We start from the raw sequence: 18,301 nt of genomic DNA on the forward strand, positions 1-18,301 counted from the left end.
ACACCACTGAAACCTGTGGGAGCGGGCTTGCCCGCGAAGACGCTGGAACAGGCACAAAAAAAACGGCACCTTTCGGTGCCGTTCGCTGTTCACAGACCAGGCAGTTACTTACGCGCGTCCGCCCACGATTTCAGCAGTTCGTTGTAGCTCACGGTCTCCCCTTTCGGTTTCTCGTTCGCCAGTTTCGGTTTCGGTGCGCCCGGTTGGTCGAACCAGTACTGTGCATCGCGCTCCGGGTTCATTTTCGGTGCGCAGGTGAGCTGCGCCTTGGAACGTTCCAGACGGGTCATGATGGCGTCCTGATCCTTGGCCAGGCCATCCAGGGCTTCTTGCGGGGTTTTGTCGCCACTGGCGGCTTCGGCGATGTGGCTCCACCACAGTTGTGCCAGGCGTGGATAGTCCGGCACGTTGGTCCCGGTCGGGGTCCATTGCACACGGGCCGGGCTGCGGTAGAACTCGACCAGACCACCGAGTTTCGGTGCCAGGTCGGTCATCGCTTGCGAGTTGATGTCCGATTCGCGGATCGGCGTCAGGCCAACGATGGTTTTCTTCAGCGACACGGTTTTCGACGTCACGAACTGCGCATAGAGCCAGGCAGCAAGTTTCTGTTTCTCAGGCGTGGACTTCATGAATGTCCATGAGCCCACGTCCTGATAACCCAGTTTCATGCCCTCTTCCCAGTACGGACCGCGCGGCGACGGCGCCATGCGCCATTTCGGCGTGCCATCGGCGTTCACCACTGGCAGGCCTGGCTTGGTCATGTCGGCGGTAAAGGCGGTGTACCAGAAGATCTGCTGGGCGATGTTGCCCTGGGACGGGACCGGGCCGGATTCGGAGAAGGTCATCCCGGCGGCTTCCGGTGGCGCGTACTTTTTCAGCCAGTCCACATACTTGGTGGTGGCGAACACCGCTGCCGGACCGTTGGTGTCGCCACCACGCGTCACGCTGGAACCCACCGGATGGCAATCCTCGACACGAATGCCCCACTCGTCCACCGGCAAACCGTTGGGCAGGCCCTTGTCGCCGCCACCGGCCATGGAGAACCAGGCGTCGGTGAAACGCCAGCCCAGGGACGGGTCTTTCTTGCCGTAGTCCATGTGCCCATAGACGCGCTTGCCGTCGATTTCCTTGACGTCTTCGCTGAAGAATTTGGCGATGTCTTCATACGCCGACCAGTTCACCGGTACGCCCAACTCGTAGCCGTATTTCTCCTTGAACTTGGCTTTCAGCTCCGGCCGCTCGAACCAGTCGGCGCGGAACCAATAGAGGTTGGCGAACTGCTGGTCGGGCAGTTGGTAGAGCTTGCCGTCCGGGGCCGTGGTGAAAGACGTGCCAATGAAGTCCTTGAGGTCCAGCGTCGGCGACGTGAAGTTCTTGCCTTCGTTCGCCATCAGGTCGGTGATCGCTTCAGTCTTGCCGTAGCGAAAATGCGTACCGATCAGGTCCGAGTCGTTGACCCAGCCGTCATAAATGCTCTTGTCCGACTGCATCACCGTCTGCAGCTTCTCCACCACGTCGCCTTCTTGCAGCAGGTCGTGGGTGACTTTGATCCCGGTGATCTCGGTGAACGCCTTGGCCAACACTTTGGACTCGTATTCGTGAGTGGTCAGGGTTTCCGAGACGACCTTGATGTCCATCCCGCGAAACGGCTCGGCGGCCTTGATGAACCACTTCAACTCCGCGAGTTGCTGATCGGCCGTCAGGGTGGACGGTTTGAACTCGTCGCCAATCCATTTCTTCGCAGCGTCTTCATAGGCGTCGGCCCAGGCCGAAGCGCTCAACCCACTGAGTGCCAGAATGGCTGCCAATGAAATGCTATGTCGCAGCTTATTGTTTTTGTCGAACATAGAGACCTCCTGTTTGATTTTCGGAGCAACATTGCCGAGCGATTCGACTAGCCCCAACGCATCACAGCCAACAGCCACACCAGGGACAACGCGGACGCTACCCAGATGCTCCAGTCGGTGACGCCAATTACCAGCAAATGCAGGTAGGCGCTGCCGAGAAGACCGATAAACAGCCGATCGCCACGGGTGGTGGCAATCGGCAAGAAACCTCGTTTGAGAATGCTCGGCGAGCGCAACTCCCAGGTCGTCATCCCCACCAGGATCAGGGCAATGACACAGAAGAACGCCGCCGTGGGACCGGTCCAACTCATCCATTCCATCATCAGCTCCTCATACCCGACCCAGGGCAAAGCCCTTGGCCACGTGGTTGCGAACAAACCAGATCACCAGCATGCCCGGCAGAATGGTCAACACCCCCGCCGCTGCCAGCACGCCCCAATCGATACCGGATGCCGAGACCGTGCGGGTCATCACCGCGGCAATCGGCTTGGCGTTGACCGACGTCAGCGTGCGCGCCAAGAGCAGTTCAACCCAGGAAAACATGAAGCAGAAAAACGCCGTGACACCGATGCCGGAACCGATCAGCGGGATGAAAATCTTGACGAAGAACTTGGGAAAACTGTAGCCATCGATGTAGGCGGTTTCGTCGATTTCCTTGGGAACGCCGGACATGAAGCCTTCAAGAATCCACACCGCCAGCGGTACGTTAAACAGGCAGTGAGCCAGTGCCACGGCGATGTGGGTGTCGAACAACCCGATCGAGGAATACAGCTGGAAGAACGGCAACAGGAATACGGCGGGTGGCGCCATGCGGTTGGTCAGCAGCCAAAAGAACAGGTGCTTGTCGCCCAGGAAACGGTAGCGTGAAAACGCATACGCCGCCGGCAACGCCACGCTCAGGGAGATCACCGTGTTCAGGCTCACGTAATACAGCGAGTTGAGGTAACCGGTGTACCAGGCCGGATCGGTGAAGATCACCTTGTAGTTGTGGAAAGTGAAATCCTGGGGAAACAACGTCAGGCCACCGAGGATTTCGGTGTTGCTCTTGAAGGACATGTTCAGCAGCCAGTAGATCGGCACCAGCAGGAACAGGATGTAGATCAGCAGCGGGATGAGCTTTCTTTTACTCATGGCGGGCCTCAGCGGTTGGCGTCAGAGTGAGTCATGGCGGTGTAGAACAGCCAGGACACCAACAGGATGATCAGGAAGTACACCAGCGAGAATGCCGCTGCCGGCCCCAGGTCGAATTGCCCTATCGCCATCTGGGTCAGCGTCTGACTCAAGAACGTCGTCGCATTCCCCGGGCCGCCACCGGTCAACACAAACGGCTCGGTGTAGATCATGAAACTGTCCATGAACCGCAGCATCACCGCGATCAACAGCACGCTTTTGAGCTTGGGTAACTGGATGTGGCGGAACACCGCCCAGGCGGACGCTCGGTCAATCCGCGCGGCCTGGTAATACACGTCCGGAATCGCCCGTAACCCGGAGAAACACAACAGCGCCACGAGCGACGTCCAGTGCCAGACGTCCATCACCAGCACCGTGACCCAGGCGTCCATGGTGTTCGCCGCATAGTTGTAGCTGATGCCCATGGCATTGAGGCTCGACCCAAGCAGGCCGATATCGGCTCGACCGAAAATCTGCCAGATCGTGCCGACCACGTTCCACGGAATCAGCAACGGAATGGCCAGGACGATCAGCACCAGCGACGACCAGCGTCCCTTGGTGGGCATGGTCAGTGCGATGGCGATGCCCAGCGGAATTTCGATCAGCAATACGCAGGCGGAGTAGATGAACTGGCGCAGCAGCGAGTCATGCAGGCGCGGATCGAGCAGCACTTGTTTGTACCAGTCGGCGCCGACGAAGTAGCGACTGGACTGGTCGAAAATGTCCTGCACCGAGTAGTTGACCACCGTCATCATCGGGACCACCGCACTGAAGGCCACCAGCAGGAACACCGGCAACACCAGCCACCAGGCCTTGTTGTTTTGCACCTTGTTCATGGCTGTGCCTCCAGCAAGTATTCATCGGCATACACCATCAACCACTGCGCCGGAAAACTGATGTACGCGGTGCCTTCGGGTACCGGTTTGTCTTCGGCCAGGCGCACTTTCAACGGTGCGCCGTCGAGGTTCAGGGTCAGGATCTTGTAGGTGCCAAGGTCTTCGATGTGTACGACTTGAGCCTTCATCGCATCATCAAAGGGCTCTTCCCAGACATGCACAAACTCCGGACGGATACCGACTTTCAGGGTTTTCCACTCGGATTCGGCGATGCGCTTTTGCTGCGCCTCGGACAGCGGCAGATGCGTCGAACCGAACCCCACGCCCCCGGCCTGCGGCGTGACCTCAATCAGGTTCATCCCCGGGCTGCCGATGAAATAGCCGACAAAGGTGTGGCTTGGGCGTTCGAACAATTCTCGCGGCGTACCGAACTGCACGATCTGCCCGCCGTACATCACGGCGATTTTGTCGGCGAAGGTCGAGGCCTCCAGTTGATCGTGGGTCACGTAGACCATCGTGATGTTGAACTGCTCGTGGATCTGCTTGAGCTTGCGCCGCAGCTTCCACTTCAAGTGCGGATCGATCACGGTCAGTGGTTCATCGAACAGGATGGCCGAGACGTCGTCGCGTACCAGCCCACGGCCCATGGAGACTTTCTGTTTCTCGTCGGCGGTGAGGTTGCTGGCCTTCTTGCTCAGCAGCGCCTGAAGGTCCAGCACCTCGGCAATTTCCTGCACCTTGCTGTGAATTCTTGCCTCGGCCATGCCTTGATTGCGCAGCGGAAATGCCAGGTTATCGAACACCGTCATGGTGTCGTAGACCACCGGAAACTGGAAAACCTGGGCGATGTTGCGCTTCTCGGGGGTCAGGTCGTTGACCGCTTTGCCGTCGAACAACACATGCCCCTGAGACGGGCTGAGCAATCCGGAAATGATGTTGAGCAAGGTGGATTTGCCGCAACCCGAAGGCCCGAGCAACGCGTAGGCACCACCCTGCTCCCAAATGTGGTCCATCTCGCGGATGGCGTAATCCTCAGGGCCGGTTGGCGTGCGGGTGTAGCTGTGGGCGAGGTTTTGCAAACGAATTTCGGCCATCAGGCAACCCTCGCGATACGGCGACCGGGCGCCTGGACCAAACGCCCCTGCGCATCGAACACAAACAGTTTGTGGGTGGGGATATAGATGCGAATCGGCGCATCGACGTCGTATTCGTGAACACCGGGCAGGTGCAGCACCAGCAGGAAATGCTCATTGCGCACGTGCAGGAAGGTTTCCGAACCGCTGATCTCGGCGACCTCGACGGTCACGGCCAGCTCCAGGTCATCGTCGTTGCTCGGCACCAACGAGATGTGGCTGGGCCGCACGCCAAAGCGGAACTCGCCCTCGCCCACTGGCCGCAAATCCACGTTCAACGGGAAGTGCACGAAGTTGGCAAAGCTCACTTCGTTGCCGGCAATCCGGCCGGGCATCAGGTTGATCGGCGGCTCGGAGAACAGCTCGGCCGCCAGCACCGTTTGCGGCTGGTGATAGACCTCGGAAGACTTGCCACTCTGGATCACCCGGCCTTCGTGAAGAATCGTCGTGGTGCCGCCCAGCGCCAGCGCTTCGTTGGGTTCGGTGGTGGCGTAAATGGCGATGGTGTGCCGCGCCTTGAACAGCTCGCGCATTTCCTGGCGCAGCTCTTCGCGCAGCTTGTAATCAAGGTTGACCAGCGGTTCGTCGAACAGAATCAGTTCGGCATCCTTGACCAGCGCCCGTGCCATAGCCGTGCGCTGTTGCTGGCCGCCGGACAGTTCGAGGGGATGGCGCTGGAGGAACTTCTCGATGCGCAGCATCTTCGCGGTTTCCAGCACTTTGCTCTGGATCAGTTCGTTGGAAACACCACCCTGGCGCAACGGCGAAGCAATGTTCTCGAACACCGTCATGGTCGGATAGTTGATGAATTGCTGATAGACCATCGACACATTGCGCAAACGCACCGGGCGCTGGGTGACGTCGACGCCGTTCATGAGGATGCGGCCGCTGTCGGGCTTGTCCAGACCGGCCATCAAGCGCATCAGGCTGGTTTTGCCGGACAGTGTTCGCCCAAGCAAAACGTTGAAGGAACCGGGTTCAAAACTAAGGCACGCATCATCGATCCAGGTCTGGCCCTCGACGGTGCGGCTGACGTGCTCCAGGGTTAATGACATGGCTCGGCCTTTTTTATTATTTGGAGTCAAGCGACCGGAGCTACAGAGCGACTTTCGTGCCAAAAATCACAAGCCATTGATCTGGCTTGAAAAACCTCGAATGGACGGCGTCATCGCTTTCGTTGCTGAACACAAATGAACAACCTGGACTGAACAACTGAACAATCCGCCGGTTGACAATGAACAATAGTGAACAACACTCTACAAACCGTTTTACTGCGAAAATTTCCGAATTACGCACAACCTTGTAGCAGCTGCCGAAGCCTGCGTCCGGCGACGCAGTCGTCGTTAGATCAGGTGTCGCGGTGTATAAGAAAGACCGCGAATACAGGTTTTACGACGACTGCGTCGCCGGACGCAGGCTTCGCCAGCTGCTACAAAATCGCGTTCGGCGGTATGTCGAGATGCGTGCAGATTGCGTTTACCCAAAACAAAAACAATAAATGCTTAGAGATCGACTGCCATGGCCGCACCCGCCACGCCGCTCTCCCACGACGCCATCATTCAGGACTCCTGGTCCCGTTGCCGCGCGTTCGGCCTCAATCACCAAAGCGCCCCGGCGTTTGATCAACTGCCGGCCGAAGGCATTGCGCAGTTGCTGGAGAGTCAGCATTCATTGGTGCAAACCACGCATCAGGAAGTACTGCCGTATTACGAAAACATCCTGAGCAATTCCAACTGCCTGATCATGCTTGCCGATAATCAGGGCCAGGTGCTGACGTCGTGGGGCACTCAGCGCTTTATCGAGCCGACCCTGGCCCGTGGTTTCAGCGCGGGCGCCAGCTGGATGGAGCGTTGCAGCGGCACTAACGCCATCGGCACCGCCCTGGCCTGTGAGCAGGCGGTGCACATTGAACACGATGAACACTTTTTGAAAGCCAACCGCTTCATGACCGGTTCCGCCGCACCGATTTTCGATGCCGAGCGCAAAGTGATCGCGGTACTGGATGTGTCCAGCGACAGCTACCTGCCGCCATCGCACACCCTGGGCATGGTCAAGATGATGAGCCAGACCGTGGAAAACCGGCTGATCCTCAACCTGTTCCATGGCCAGCATTTTCAACTGACCTTCAACACCGGGCTAAACAACCTCGACAGCCAATGGGCCGGTTTGCTGATTTTTGATGAGAGCGGCCAGGTGCTGTCGGCGAACCGCCGGGCCGACAATCTGTTAGGCATCAGCCTGTCGCGGGTCAGCATCGAAAGCCTGTTCAAGGTCTCGTTGCTGGAACTGCTGAACCAACCCGACGGCCTGCCGTTTGCCCTGCAAGCCTCCGGCCGCAACCGCTTTCAGTGCCTGTTGAAGCGGCCGAAACAAGTGCCCATACAACCTCGACTGTTTTCTGAACCCAAGAGCGCCGAGCCGGTGGTGGCGGCGCCCGAAGCCATCAGCCTCAACACCCTGCATTTTGGTGACAGCCGCGTGGAAAAGGCTGTGCGTCAGGCGGAACGCCTGCTGGAGAAAGACATTCCGCTGTTGATCCACGGCGAAACCGGGGTCGGCAAGGAAGTTTTCGTCAAAGCCCTGCACCAGGCCAGTTCGCGCAGCAAACAAGCGTTTATTGCCGTCAATTGTGCGGCTATCCCCGCCGAACTGGTGGAGTCTGAGCTCTTTGGCTATGAGAAAGGTGCATTCACCGGTGCCAATCAGAAAGGCAGCATCGGGCTGATTCGCAAGGCCGACAAAGGCACCCTCTTCCTCGATGAAATCGGTGATATGCCGTTGCCGACTCAAGCCCGGTTGTTGAGGGTTTTGCAGGAGCGCTGCGTGCAACCAGTGGGCAGTAGCGAACTGTTCCCGGTCGATATCCGGATTATTTCGGCCACCAACCGTGCGTTGCGTGAACAGGTGCAGCTCGGTCGCTTTCGTGAAGACCTGTATTACCGCATTGGCGGCCTGACCCTGGAGCTGCCGCCGCTAAGGGAACGCAGTGACAAGGAAGCACTGTTCAAGCGGCTGTGGGAGCAACATCGCGAACCGACGCAATGGGCCGGGTTGAGCCGGGAAGTTTTGGAGTTGTTCGGCCGCCACCCGTGGCCGGGGAATTTGCGTCAGGTCAGCAGCGTAATGCAGGTGGCGCTGGCCATGGCGGAGGAACAACCGGTGCGACCGGAACATTTGCCGGATGATTTTTTTGTCGATCTGGAGATGGAGCCGGTGGATTCGCCGCAGGCGTTGGAGGTGGATCTCAATGATGTCGAAGACTTGAATCGACAGCTGCAGGCGGCCGGGGGGAACATTTCGTATCTGGCGCGGCGACTGGGGGTTAGTCGTAATACCCTTTACAAGCGATTGCGCCAGTCAGAAAGCTGACTGCTGCGCAGTCAATCGCGGGCAAGCCTTGCTCCTACAGGATTGCGCCGTACACAGGTTCGGTGAACGACTCTGTCCCGTAGGAGCAAGGCTTGCCCGCGATAGCATCAGCCGAGCCACTGCTGCACTTGAGCCCCCCCCCAAAAAAACAAAAACCCGCACAAGGCGGGTTTTGTTTGATCGTTCCCACGCTCCGCGTGGGAATGCAGCCAAGGACGCTCCGCGTCCCATGCCGAAGCGGACGCGGAGCGTCCAATGAGGCATTCCCACGCAGAGCGTGGGAACGATCATCAGTCAGCCAGGCGCCAGGTCGTGCCGCCCTTGCCGTCTTCCAGCACCACGCCCATGGCGGTGAGCTGGTCGCGGATGCGGTCGGATTCGGCCCAGTCTTTGGCAGCACGTGCCGCCAGACGCGCAGCAATCAGCGCATCCACTTCAGCGGCATCGACACGCCCTTCGGCGCCCGCTTGCAGGAAGTCATCGGCTTCGAGCTGCAACACACCCAGCACGCTGGCCAGTTCTTTCAGGCGCGCCGCCAGACCGGCCGCTGCATCGAGATCGTTCTCGCGCAGGCGGTTGATCTCACGCACCATCTCGAACAGCACGGCGCAGGCTTCTGGCGTGCCGAAGTCGTCGTTCATCACCTGAGTGAAACGCTCGACGAAGGCTTCGCCGCCAGCCGGTGCCACGTTCGGCAGGCCTTTCAACGCGTGGTAGAAACGCTCGAGTGCGCCTTTGGCGTCCTTGAGGTTGTCTTCCGAGTAGTTGATCGCGCTGCGGTAGTGGCTCGACACCAGCAGGTAACGCACGACTTCCGGGTGGTACTTGTCGAGCACGTCGCGAATGGTGAAGAAGTTGTTCAAGGACTTGGACATCTTCTCGCCATTGATACGAATCATGCCGCAATGCATCCACGCGTTGGCGTAGGTCTTGCCGGTGGCCGCTTCGCTCTGGGCGATTTCGTTTTCGTGGTGCGGGAACTCAAGGTCGCTGCCGCCGCCATGAATGTCGAACGTCTCGCCCAGGCAGCAGGTCGACATCACCGAGCACTCGATGTGCCAGCCCGGACGCCCGGCGCCCCACGGCGATTCCCAGCTCGGCTCGCCCGGCTTGGCGCCCTTCCACAGCACGAAGTCCAGCGGGTCCTGCTTGGACTCGTCGACTTCGATCCGTGCGCCAATACGCAGGTCTTCGATCTTCTTGCGCGACAGCTTGCCGTAGCCCATGAACTTGGCGACGCGGTAGTACACGTCGCCATTGCCCGGGGCGTAGGCGTAACCCTTGTCGATCAGGGTCTGGATCATCGCGTGCATGCCGGGGATATGCCCGGTGGCACGCGGTTCCATGTCCGGCTTCTTGATGTTCAGGCGCGCTTCGTCTTCGTGCATCGCCGCGATCATGCGCTCGGTCAAGGCTTCGAACGACTCGCCGTTCTCGCGGGCACGATTGATGATCTTGTCGTCGATGTCAGTGATGTTGCGCACGTAGGTCAGGTCGTAACCGCTGAACCGCAACCAGCGGGTCACCAGGTCGAACGCAACCATGCTGCGGCCATGGCCCAGGTGGCAGTAGTCGTACACGGTCATCCCGCAGACGTACATGCGCACCTTGTTGCCATCCAGCGGCTTGAAGACTTCTTTGCTCTTGGTGAGCGTGTTGTAGATCGTAAGCACGTTAGTTCCTTGACGCTAAATCACTGGCCCCACGAATCACGCAGGGTCACGGTACGGTTGAATACCGGCTGACCTGGTTTCGAGTCCTTGATATCCGCGACGAAGTAACCTTCGCGCTCGAACTGGAAACGGTCTTCCGGCTGTGCGTTGCCCAGCGAAGGCTCGGCACGACAACCGGTGAGTACCTGCAGCGAATCAGGGTTGATGTTGTCCAGGAAACTGGCGCTGTCTTCGGCTTTCTCAGGGTTGGCCGAACGGAACAGGCGATCGTACAGACGCACTTCGCACTCGACGCTGGCGGCCGCTGGCACCCAGTGCACCACGCCTTTGACCTTGCGGCCTTCAGGGTTCTTGCCCAGGGTGTCCGGGTCGTAGGAGCAACGCAGCTCGACGATGTTGCCGTCGGCGTCCTTGATCGCTTCGTCGGCACGGATCACGTAGCTGCCACGCAGACGCACTTCGCCGGCCGGTTCCAGGCGCTTGTAGCCTTTTGGCGGCTCTTCCATGAAGTCTTCACGGTCGATGTAGATTTCACGGGCAAACGGCAGAACGCGCATGCCCATGTCTTCTTTCGGGTGGCACGGCAGTTCGAGGTTCTCGACCTGGCCTTCCGGGTAGTTGGTAATCACGACTTTCAGCGGGCGCAGCACGCACATGGCACGCGGGGCGCTGTGGTCGAGGTCGTCGCGGATGCTGAATTCGAGCATGCCGAAGTCGACCACGCCGTCGGAACGGTTGGTGCCGATCATTTCGCAGAAGTTGCGGATCGATTTCGGCGTGTAGCCACGGCGGCGGAAGCCCGACAGCGTGGACATGCGCGGATCGTCCCAGCCGTTGACGTGCTTTTCATCGACCAGTTGCTTGAGCTTGCGCTTGCTGGTGATGGTGTAGTTCAGGTTCAGACGGCTGAACTCGTACTGGCGCGGGTTGGCCGGCACTGGCAGGTTTTCGAGGAACCACTCGTACAGCGGACGATGGCTTTCGAACTCCAGGGTGCAGATCGAGTGGGTGATGCCTTCGATGGCGTCCGACTGACCGTGGGTGAAGTCGTAGTTCGGGTAGATGCACCACTTGTCACCGGTCTGGTGGTGGTGAGCGTGACGGATGCGGTACATGATCGGGTCGCGCAGGTTCATGTTCGGCGAGGCCATGTCGATCTTGGCTCGCAGCACGCGTGCGCCGTCCGGGAACTCGCCAGCCTTCATGCGGGCGAACAGGTCCAGGTTTTCTTCCACGGAACGCTCGCGGAACGGGCTGTTCTTGCCCGGTTCGGTCAAGGTGCCACGGTATTCCTTGGCCTGTTCAGGGCTCAGGTCGTCGACATAGGCGTTACCGGACTTGATCAGTTCGACGGCCCAGTCGTGCAACTGGTCGAAATACTGCGAGGCGTAGCGCACTTCGCCGGACCATTGGAAGCCCAGCCATTTGACGTCGCTTTCGATCGCGTCGATGTATTCCTGGTCTTCCTTGGCCGGGTTGGTGTCGTCGAAACGCAGGTGCGTGACGCCGCCGAACTCCTGGGCCAGGCCGAAGTTCACACAGATCGACTTGGCGTGACCGATGTGCAGGTAGCCGTTGGGCTCAGGCGGGAAACGGGTGACGATCTGCGTGTGCTTACCCGAGTCCAGGTCCGCCTGGATGATCGGGCGCAGGAAATTGACCGGCACGGCAGGGCCGGTCTTGGCATTCGAGGTAGGGTCGACAGTGGGCTTGCTCATAGGATCCTTGAACGTACAAGTGCGCGGCCAGAAGAAGGGCCAGATAAAACAAAGCCGCTATCATAGCCGATGCTGTCAAGCACCTGACAGAGCGCGCCTGCAAACGGTCGTATTTAATAGGCCATAAATGAAAAACAGCCTCGAAATTCGCGTCCGGCACGCTAAACTGCGCACCTTGGCTGTTACTGGCCAAACCGGTTGGGGGCTGTAATGCCCCGAAACCCACGAATTCCCAGATAGAGTACCGATCATGACCCAAGTCAAACTGACCACCAACCATGGCGACATCGTCCTGGAACTGAACGCCGAGAAAGCCCCGATCACCGTGGCTAACTTCGTCGAATACGTTAAAGCCGGTCACTACGAGAACACCGTTTTCCACCGCGTCATCGGTAACTTCATGATCCAGGGCGGCGGTTTCGAGCCAGGCATGAAAGAAAAGAAAGACAAGCGCCCAAGCATCCAGAACGAAGCTGACAACGGTCTTTCCAACGACAAGTACACCGTTGCCATGGCCCGCACCATGGAGCCGCATTCGGCTTCCGCCCAGTTCTTCATCAACGTGGCTGACAACAGCTTCCTGAACCACAGCGGCAAGAATGTCCAGGGTTGGGGCTACGCGGTATTCGGTAAAGTGACTGCCGGCACCGACGTTGTCGACAAGATCAAAGGCGTGGCCACCACCTCCAAGTCCGGCCACCAGGACGTTCCAGCAGACGACGTGATCATCGAGAAAGCCGAGATCATTGAGTGATATTGCTGATTTCAGACTTGCATCTGGAAGAGGAGCGCCCGGACATTACCCGGGCGTTTCTGGATTTGCTCGCCGGACGCGCCCGCTCGGCGAGTGCGTTGTACATTCTGGGCGACTTTTTCGAAGCGTGGATTGGCGACGATGCCATGACGCCCTTTCAGCGCTCCATCTGCCAGGCCCTGCGCGAATTGAGCGACAGCGGCACGGCCATTTTTCTGATGCACGGCAATCGCGACTTCATGCTCGGCCAGGCCTTCTGCAAACTGGCCGGCTGCACGTTGTTGAAGGACCCGAGTGTCGTGCAGTTTTATGGCGAGCCGGTACTGTTGATGCACGGCGACAGCCTCTGCACCCGCGACGAAGCCTATATGAAGCTGCGTCGTTACCTGCGCAACCCCGTCACCCTGTTCATCCTGCGTCACTTGCCGCTGCGCACGCGCCATAAACTGGCCCGCAAGCTGCGCAGTGAAAGCCGCACGCAAACGCGGATGAAGGCCAATGACATTGTTGATGTCACGCCCGAGGAAATTCCGCGAATCATGCAGGAATACGGGGTGAAGACCTTGATCCACGGGCACACCCACCGCCCTGCCATCCATAAACTGCAACTTGGCGAGCAGGCGGCCAAGCGCATTGTGTTGGGGGATTGGGATCGTCAGGGTTGGGCGTTGCAGGTGGATGAGAACGGGTTTGCGTTGGCACCGTTCGACTTCGCCCCGCCGCCGCAACTGGCAGCCCCCACGAGCTGACTGCCGGACACACACCCTGTAGGAGCGAGCCTGCTCGCGATAGCGGACTCAAATTCAACATCATTTGATCGTTCCCACGCTCTGCGTGGGAATGCCTCAACGGACGCTCCGCGTTCGGCTTTGGATGGGACGCGGAGCGTCCCGGGCTGCATTCCCACGCGGAGCGTGGGAACGATCTTCACTCAATGCCCGGATGCCGCAGGGCCTGCTTTGGCGGCAAACGGTGGTTTCGCCAGCCACACAATCAGAATCAACCCCATGAACCCCCACCCCAGCAACGTGAAGTAATCCACGGTGGAGAGCATGTACGCCTGACTGGTCAGCACATGATCGAGTTGCGCATACGCCGGACTCCCCGCCCCGCCCAGCGTGTTCAACGCATCGCGGGTTGCCCGGTCGTAAGTGGTGATGCTTTCACTCAGGTACGCGTGGTGCTGGTCCGCCCGGCGAATCCAGATCCAGGTGGTCAACGACGCCGCAAAACTACCGCCCAAGGTGCGCAGGAAGGTCGCGAGGCCCGCGCCATCGGCGATCTGGTGCGGTGGCAGGTCTGACATCAGGATGCTCAGGGTCGGCATGAAGAACAGTGCCACGCCGATGCCCATGAACAGTTGCACCAGGGCAATGTGCTGGAAGTCGACTTCATTGGTGAACCCGGCGCGCATGAAACAACTCAGGCCAATCGCCAAAAACGCCAACCCGGCCAACAACCGCAGGTCGAAATCGTGCGCATACTTGCCGACAAAAGGCGACAGGATCACCGGCAGAATCCCGATTGGCGCCACGGCCAGACCGGCCCAGGTCGCGGTGTAGCCCATTTGGGTTTGCAGCCACTGCGGCAGGATCAGGTTGATGCCGAAGAACCCGGCGTACCCCAACACCAGCACCAGCGTGCCGATGCGGAAGTTGCGATAGGCAAACAGCCGCAGGTTGACCACCGGATGCTTGTCGGTCATTTCCCAGATCACAAACACCGCCAGCGCAATCACTGAAATGGCCGCGCCGAGGATGATGAAGTTCGACTCGAACCAGTCCAGGTCATTGCCCTTGTCGAGAATCACCTGCAAGGCCCCGACGCCAATGATCAGCGTGATCAAACCAACGTAATCCATCGGCTGACGGCTGGTTTCCACCGGTCGTGCCTTGAGCTGCTGGCGCACCACCATCACCGCGAAAATGCCGATGGGCACGTTGATGAAGAAGATCCACGGCCAGCTGTAACTGTCGGTAATCCAGCCACCGAGAATCGGCCCGGCAATCGGCGCCACCACCGTGACCATCGCCAACAACGCCAGGGCCATGCCGCGCCTGGCGGGCGGATAAACCGCGATCAGCAGCGTTTGGGTCATTGGGTATAACGGACCGGCGACCAGCCCTTGCAACACCCGAAAGCCGATCAGCTCCGGCATCGAGGTCGAGATACCGCAGAGAAACGAGGCCAGCACAAACAGCACCGTGGCCCACAGAAACAGCTTCACTTCACCAAAGCGCCGACTGAGCCAACCGGTCAGCGGCAGCGCAATGGCGTTGCTCACGGCAAATGAAGTAATCACCCAGGTGCCCTGCTCCGAACTCACGCCCAGGTTGCCGGAAATGGTCGGCAGCGCCACGTTGGCGATGGTGGTGTCGAGCACTTGCATGAAGGTCGCCAGCGACAGGCCGATGGTGCTGAGCAACAGGCTGGGCGGCGTGAAAGAGGCGTTATTGCTCATCGCGAATCCTTTGAAACAACGCAGGCGCTGCGCCCACTACGGGCGCAACTGACGGATTGGCGAATCAGCGTTGCGCGGTTTTGCTGACCGCGGCGCTGTTGTCGTGGATCAATTGGGTGATCATTGCGTCGGCCTCGGCCAACTGACGATCGTAGACATTGGTGCTGAACGAGGCCTTTTGCGGCGGTTGTTGTGCCAGTACCGGGCCGCTCTGGTCGCGCAGGTTCACATTGACCAGCGTCGACAAACCAACCCGCAGCGGATGCTTGGCCAGTTCTTCGGCGTTGATGTGGATCCGCACCGGCACCCGTTGCACGATCTTGATCCAGTTACCGGTAGCGTTTTGCGCCGGGAGCAGGGCAAACGCGCTGCCGGTGCCGGCGCCAAGGCTGTCGATGGTGCCGCTGAATTTCACGTCGCTGCCGTACAGGTCGGCTTCGATGTCCACAGGTTGACCGATGCGCATGTCACGCAGTTGGGTTTCCTTGAAGTTGGCATCGATCCACAGCTGATCCAGTGGAATCACGGCCATCAGCGCAGTGCCCGGCTGAACCCGTTGACCCAATTGCACGGAGCGTTTGGCCACGTAACCGGTGACCGGCGCGATCAAGGTGCTGCGCGAGTTGTTCAGGTAGGCCTGACGCAGTTGCGCGGCGGCCGACATCACGTCCGGGTGCGACGAAACCACGGTGTCATCGACCAGCGCGCTGGTGGTTTTCAGCTGCTGTTTGGCGTTGGCCAGGGCGTTTTGCGCCGAAGTCAGGTCATCGCGAGCGTGGGACAGCTCTTCCTGGGAAATCGCACCGCCGGCGGCGAGGTTTTTCCGGCGGTTGAAGTTGTCCTGCGCCTTCTGCACTTCGGCTTGTTGCGCGTTGACCTGAGCCTTCATGCCATCGACGTTACTGTACAAACCACGCACCTGGCGCACGGTGCGGGCCAGATTGGCCTGGGCACTTTGCAGGCCGACTTCGGCGTCGTTCGGGTCGAAGTTGATCAGCACCTGGCCTTCGTGGACGAGGTCGCCATCATCAGCGCCGATACTGACCACGGTGCCAGTCACCAGCGGGGTGATTTCCACGACGTTGCCGTTGACGTAGGCGTCGTCGGTGCTTTCATTCCAGCGCCCGTAGAGTTCGTGATAACCCCAGACGCCGACTCCGGCGAGGACAACCACGATGGCCAGAGCGACCAGCATGACTTTGCGTTTACGCGGATTGCCCGTGTCTTGAGCGTTATCCGGGGCTTGAGGTGTATCGACGGTGGCCATGACAAATACCTTGAATTAGTTGTGCTGCGTGGCTGGGATGGCGTTGGCTGCGGTCAGGGTGTCGCCCTGAAATCCGCCGCCCAGCGCTTGCATCAATTGGATCGACAAGTCGATCTGCTCGGCATTCAGGTTGGCCAGCTGACGCTGGGCCTGGAGCAATTGCTGCTCGATGCTGAGCACGTCCAGGTAGTTACCGATGCCGGAACCGTACCGCTGGACCACGGTGTTGTAAGAATCCTGGGCAATGTCGGTGGCGTGCTGCTGAGCACCGATTTGCCGGCCGATATCGCGTAACTGGTTGATCGTGTCGCTGACATCGCCGAGCGCTTTCACCAGGCTTTTGTTGTACTGCGCCACCGCGAGGTCGTAATCGGCATCGCGCGAATCGAGGTCGGCGCGCAGCCGGCCGCCGTCGAAAATCGGCACCGAAATGGTCGGCGCGACATTAAAGAAGCGACTGGCCGACCCGAACATGGCATCCCCTAACAACGATTCGGCACCGGCGGCGGCGCTGAGGTTCAAGTTGGGATAGAACTGGGTCTTGCCGGCGGCAATGTTCTTGCTCGCCGCCTCGACCCGCCAGCGTGCAGCCACCAGGTCCGGGCGGCGACCCAGCAACTCGGCGGGCAATACCGACGGCAATGCCACGGCGCTGGCCTGGAGGATTTTTGGACGGGCGATTTCGTTGCCGCGATCCGGGCCTTTGCCGAGCAACACCGCCAGGGCGATTTTTGCGCTGTTCAGGCGTTTTTCAGCGTCGATCAGGCTGGCTTCGGAAGTGGCTTCCAGGCTTTCGGTTTGCTGGAACTGATACTGGCTGTCGATGCCCGAACTCAAGCGACGCTGGCCCAGATCGAGCATTTGCCGGGTGCGCTTGAGGTCCTCGTTGGCCAGGTCGTAAACGATGTGCGCCTGACCCAGATCGCTGTAGGCGCGGGCAACATCGGCGGACAAGGTCAACTGGGCGGCCTGCTGATCGACTTCGGCAGCGCGGGCTTCGCCCAACGCCGCTTCCCAGGCGTCACGCTGACCGCCCCAGAGGTCGAAGTTGTAATTGAAGCTGGCACCGATGTTACGCACGGTGGCGTAAGTACCGCCCTGCCCGCTCGGGTCCTGATCCCGAGAGAGTCGCGAACGGCTGACGCCAGCGCTGGCGTCGAGGGTCGGCATGCGGGCGGCGTCGGCGGCGTAAGCGGCAGCGCTGGCCTGGTGGGCACGAGCGTCGGCAATTTGCATGTCCGGGCTGTCGTGCAAAGCTTCGCGGATCAAACCGTCCAGCTGCGGATCACCGAGGCTTTTCCACCAATCGTTTTTTGGCCAGGCCGCTGGCGACAACGTGACGCCGTTCAACGATTGTCCGGCCTTCAGGTTTTTCGCATCGAGGCTGACGCCTTCGGTGGTCAGGCCGCTGTAGCTGGCGCAACCCGCCAGCGTCATGGCCAACAGCACCAGACTCAGGCTCGTACGCAGGGTTTTACTGTTCATTTGTCACCTACCCGCAGCAGGGTGATCGAGTCACCGGCAGCCACCAGGATTTTCTTGAGGATGTGTTCCAGGGTCTTGAGCTCATCGGGGGTGATGGCGCCGGCCAGTTCGTTCATCGCTTCTGCACCGATGTGCGGCAGGCGGTCGGCGAGCTTCTGGCCGTCTTCGGTCAGCACCAGTTGAACCTGACGGCGATCCGCCTCGCTGCGTTGGCGGGCGAGGAAACCCTTCTGTTCCAGACGATCGAGCATGCGGGTCATCGAACCACTGTCCAGCGACAGATGACGGCACAGCTCGGCCGGCGTATCGACGCCGTATTGGCCAATGATGATCAGCACTTTGAACTGCGCGGCGGTGATGCCGTGGGGTTCCATATGGGTGTCGAGAATCCGGTCCTTGAGCAGCGCGGCGCGCCCGAGCAGGAGCCCGAGGTGGCAATTCTGGAAATCGTCCGGAGAGAAATGTTTCATCTGGCCACCAATTAGCTGCCTAGGCAGAGAATGTATGACGAGATGTTACTGCCTAGGCAGCCAATGTCAACGCAATAGTTAGGTTGCTTCGTATTTAGTTGACCAAAGGCGTCGGATA

General features: G+C 59.7%; 15 protein-coding genes. 3 read left to right on the forward strand and 12 right to left on the reverse strand.

Going from position 1 to position 18,301, the window contains the following annotated elements:
* Positions 1 to 104: 104 nt before the first annotated feature.
* The 6 genes from LOY55_RS20130 to LOY55_RS20155 are packed head-to-tail and all read right to left on the reverse strand — an operon-like array spanning position 105 to position 6,041.
* Positions 105 to 1,847 carry an ABC transporter substrate-binding protein gene (locus LOY55_RS20130; RefSeq protein ID WP_223522549.1) on the reverse strand — a complete coding sequence of 581 codons (1,743 nt, stop codon included), beginning with the start codon at positions 1,845 to 1,847 and terminating at the stop codon, positions 105 to 107.
* A 47-nt stretch (positions 1,848 to 1,894) separates the two neighbouring features.
* Positions 1,895 to 2,167: a DUF2160 domain-containing protein gene (locus tag LOY55_RS20135; RefSeq protein WP_046032507.1), complete on the reverse strand. Its 273-nt coding sequence runs from the start codon at positions 2,165 to 2,167 to the stop codon at positions 1,895 to 1,897.
* A 10-nt stretch (positions 2,168 to 2,177) separates the two neighbouring features.
* Positions 2,178 to 2,978 carry a carbohydrate ABC transporter permease gene (locus LOY55_RS20140; RefSeq protein ID WP_046032508.1) on the reverse strand — a complete coding sequence of 267 codons (801 nt, stop codon included), beginning with the start codon at positions 2,976 to 2,978 and terminating at the stop codon, positions 2,178 to 2,180.
* A gap of 8 nt (positions 2,979 to 2,986) precedes the next feature.
* Positions 2,987 to 3,853 (reverse strand): carbohydrate ABC transporter permease, encoded by an 867-nt coding sequence (locus LOY55_RS20145; RefSeq protein ID WP_046032509.1) that lies wholly within the window; start codon positions 3,851 to 3,853, stop codon positions 2,987 to 2,989.
* On the reverse strand, positions 3,850 to 4,947 hold the full coding sequence (locus tag LOY55_RS20150; RefSeq protein WP_223522548.1) for an ABC transporter ATP-binding protein: 1,098 nt from the start codon (positions 4,945 to 4,947) through the stop codon (positions 3,850 to 3,852). The genes LOY55_RS20145 and LOY55_RS20150 overlap by 4 nt, the downstream gene beginning before the upstream one ends.
* Complete coding sequence (locus LOY55_RS20155; protein ID WP_046032511.1) at positions 4,947 to 6,041, reverse strand: ABC transporter ATP-binding protein; 1,095 nt, start codon at positions 6,039 to 6,041, stop codon at positions 4,947 to 4,949. Before LOY55_RS20155 ends, LOY55_RS20150 begins: the two co-directional genes overlap by 1 nt.
* Before the next feature lie 463 nt (positions 6,042 to 6,504).
* Between LOY55_RS20155 and LOY55_RS20160 the strand changes: the two genes are divergently transcribed.
* Complete coding sequence (locus LOY55_RS20160) at positions 6,505 to 8,355, forward strand: sigma-54-dependent Fis family transcriptional regulator (protein WP_223522547.1); 1,851 nt, start codon at positions 6,505 to 6,507, stop codon at positions 8,353 to 8,355.
* Between the two features lie 290 nt (positions 8,356 to 8,645).
* Here LOY55_RS20160 and cysS read toward each other — a convergent pair whose 3' ends face one another.
* Together cysS and LOY55_RS20170 are read right to left on the reverse strand one after the other, a co-directional pair.
* Entirely contained in the window at positions 8,646 to 10,028 is a 1,383-nt protein-coding gene (gene cysS / locus LOY55_RS20165; protein ID WP_109786609.1) for a cysteine--tRNA ligase, read from the reverse strand.
* A 20-nt stretch (positions 10,029 to 10,048) separates the two neighbouring features.
* Positions 10,049 to 11,746, reverse strand: a complete 1,698-nt coding sequence (locus LOY55_RS20170) for a glutamine--tRNA ligase/YqeY domain fusion protein (RefSeq protein ID WP_109786610.1) — start codon at positions 11,744 to 11,746, stop codon at positions 10,049 to 10,051.
* A gap of 250 nt (positions 11,747 to 11,996) precedes the next feature.
* Here LOY55_RS20170 and LOY55_RS20175 point away from each other — a divergent pair, with 250 nt between their 5' ends.
* Complete coding sequence (locus tag LOY55_RS20175) at positions 11,997 to 12,500, forward strand: peptidylprolyl isomerase (RefSeq protein ID WP_034146890.1); 504 nt, start codon at positions 11,997 to 11,999, stop codon at positions 12,498 to 12,500.
* Positions 12,497 to 13,249, forward strand: a complete 753-nt coding sequence (gene lpxH / locus LOY55_RS20180) for a UDP-2,3-diacylglucosamine diphosphatase (RefSeq protein WP_223522546.1) — start codon at positions 12,497 to 12,499, stop codon at positions 13,247 to 13,249. The genes LOY55_RS20175 and lpxH overlap by 4 nt, the downstream gene beginning before the upstream one ends.
* 182 nt (positions 13,250 to 13,431) lie before the next feature.
* Here the strand turns inward: lpxH and LOY55_RS20185 are convergent, their stop codons facing one another.
* The 4 genes from LOY55_RS20185 to LOY55_RS20200 all read right to left on the reverse strand — a co-directional run bounded on the left by LOY55_RS20185 (position 13,432) and on the right by LOY55_RS20200 (position 18,183).
* Complete coding sequence (locus LOY55_RS20185; protein WP_223522545.1) at positions 13,432 to 14,961, reverse strand: DHA2 family efflux MFS transporter permease subunit; 1,530 nt, start codon at positions 14,959 to 14,961, stop codon at positions 13,432 to 13,434.
* Between the two features lie 64 nt (positions 14,962 to 15,025).
* Positions 15,026 to 16,228: an efflux RND transporter periplasmic adaptor subunit gene (locus LOY55_RS20190; RefSeq protein WP_109786613.1), complete on the reverse strand. Its 1,203-nt coding sequence runs from the start codon at positions 16,226 to 16,228 to the stop codon at positions 15,026 to 15,028.
* Positions 16,229 to 16,243: 15 nt separating this feature from the next.
* Entirely contained in the window at positions 16,244 to 17,713 is a 1,470-nt protein-coding gene (locus LOY55_RS20195; RefSeq protein WP_109786614.1) for an efflux transporter outer membrane subunit, read from the reverse strand.
* On the reverse strand, positions 17,710 to 18,183 hold the full coding sequence (locus LOY55_RS20200; protein ID WP_109786615.1) for a MarR family winged helix-turn-helix transcriptional regulator: 474 nt from the start codon (positions 18,181 to 18,183) through the stop codon (positions 17,710 to 17,712). The genes LOY55_RS20195 and LOY55_RS20200 overlap by 4 nt, the downstream gene beginning before the upstream one ends.
* Positions 18,184 to 18,301: the final 118 nt, after the last annotated feature.

This window comes from Pseudomonas sp. B21-040, from assembly GCF_024748695.1.
Taxonomy (GTDB): Bacteria; Pseudomonadota; Gammaproteobacteria; order Pseudomonadales; family Pseudomonadaceae; genus Aquipseudomonas.

What these genes read in the sequence shown, in the direction of transcription:
- LOY55_RS20155 (WP_046032511.1), bottom strand. Translation starts at nt 6,041, where the DNA reads ATGTCATTAACCCTGGAGCACGTCAGCCGCACCGTCGAGGGCCAGACC.
- LOY55_RS20200 (WP_109786615.1), bottom strand. Translation starts at nt 18,183, where the DNA reads ATGAAACATTTCTCTCCGGACGATTTCCAGAATTGCCACCTCGGGCTC.
- LOY55_RS20145 (WP_046032509.1), bottom strand. Translation starts at nt 3,853, where the DNA reads ATGAACAAGGTGCAAAACAACAAGGCCTGGTGGCTGGTGTTGCCGGTG.
- LOY55_RS20135 (WP_046032507.1), bottom strand. Translation starts at nt 2,167, where the DNA reads ATGGAATGGATGAGTTGGACCGGTCCCACGGCGGCGTTCTTCTGTGTC.
- LOY55_RS20175 (WP_034146890.1), top strand. Translation starts at nt 11,997, where the DNA reads ATGACCCAAGTCAAACTGACCACCAACCATGGCGACATCGTCCTGGAA.
- LOY55_RS20160 (WP_223522547.1), top strand. Translation starts at nt 6,505, where the DNA reads ATGGCCGCACCCGCCACGCCGCTCTCCCACGACGCCATCATTCAGGAC.
- LOY55_RS20195 (WP_109786614.1), bottom strand. Translation starts at nt 17,713, where the DNA reads ATGAACAGTAAAACCCTGCGTACGAGCCTGAGTCTGGTGCTGTTGGCC.
- LOY55_RS20150 (WP_223522548.1), bottom strand. Translation starts at nt 4,947, where the DNA reads ATGGCCGAAATTCGTTTGCAAAACCTCGCCCACAGCTACACCCGCACG.
- LOY55_RS20140 (WP_046032508.1), bottom strand. Translation starts at nt 2,978, where the DNA reads ATGAGTAAAAGAAAGCTCATCCCGCTGCTGATCTACATCCTGTTCCTG.
- LOY55_RS20130 (WP_223522549.1), bottom strand. Translation starts at nt 1,847, where the DNA reads ATGTTCGACAAAAACAATAAGCTGCGACATAGCATTTCATTGGCAGCC.
- LOY55_RS20170 (WP_109786610.1), bottom strand. Translation starts at nt 11,746, where the DNA reads ATGAGCAAGCCCACTGTCGACCCTACCTCGAATGCCAAGACCGGCCCT.
- LOY55_RS20190 (WP_109786613.1), bottom strand. Translation starts at nt 16,228, where the DNA reads ATGGCCACCGTCGATACACCTCAAGCCCCGGATAACGCTCAAGACACG.
- LOY55_RS20185 (WP_223522545.1), bottom strand. Translation starts at nt 14,961, where the DNA reads ATGAGCAATAACGCCTCTTTCACGCCGCCCAGCCTGTTGCTCAGCACC.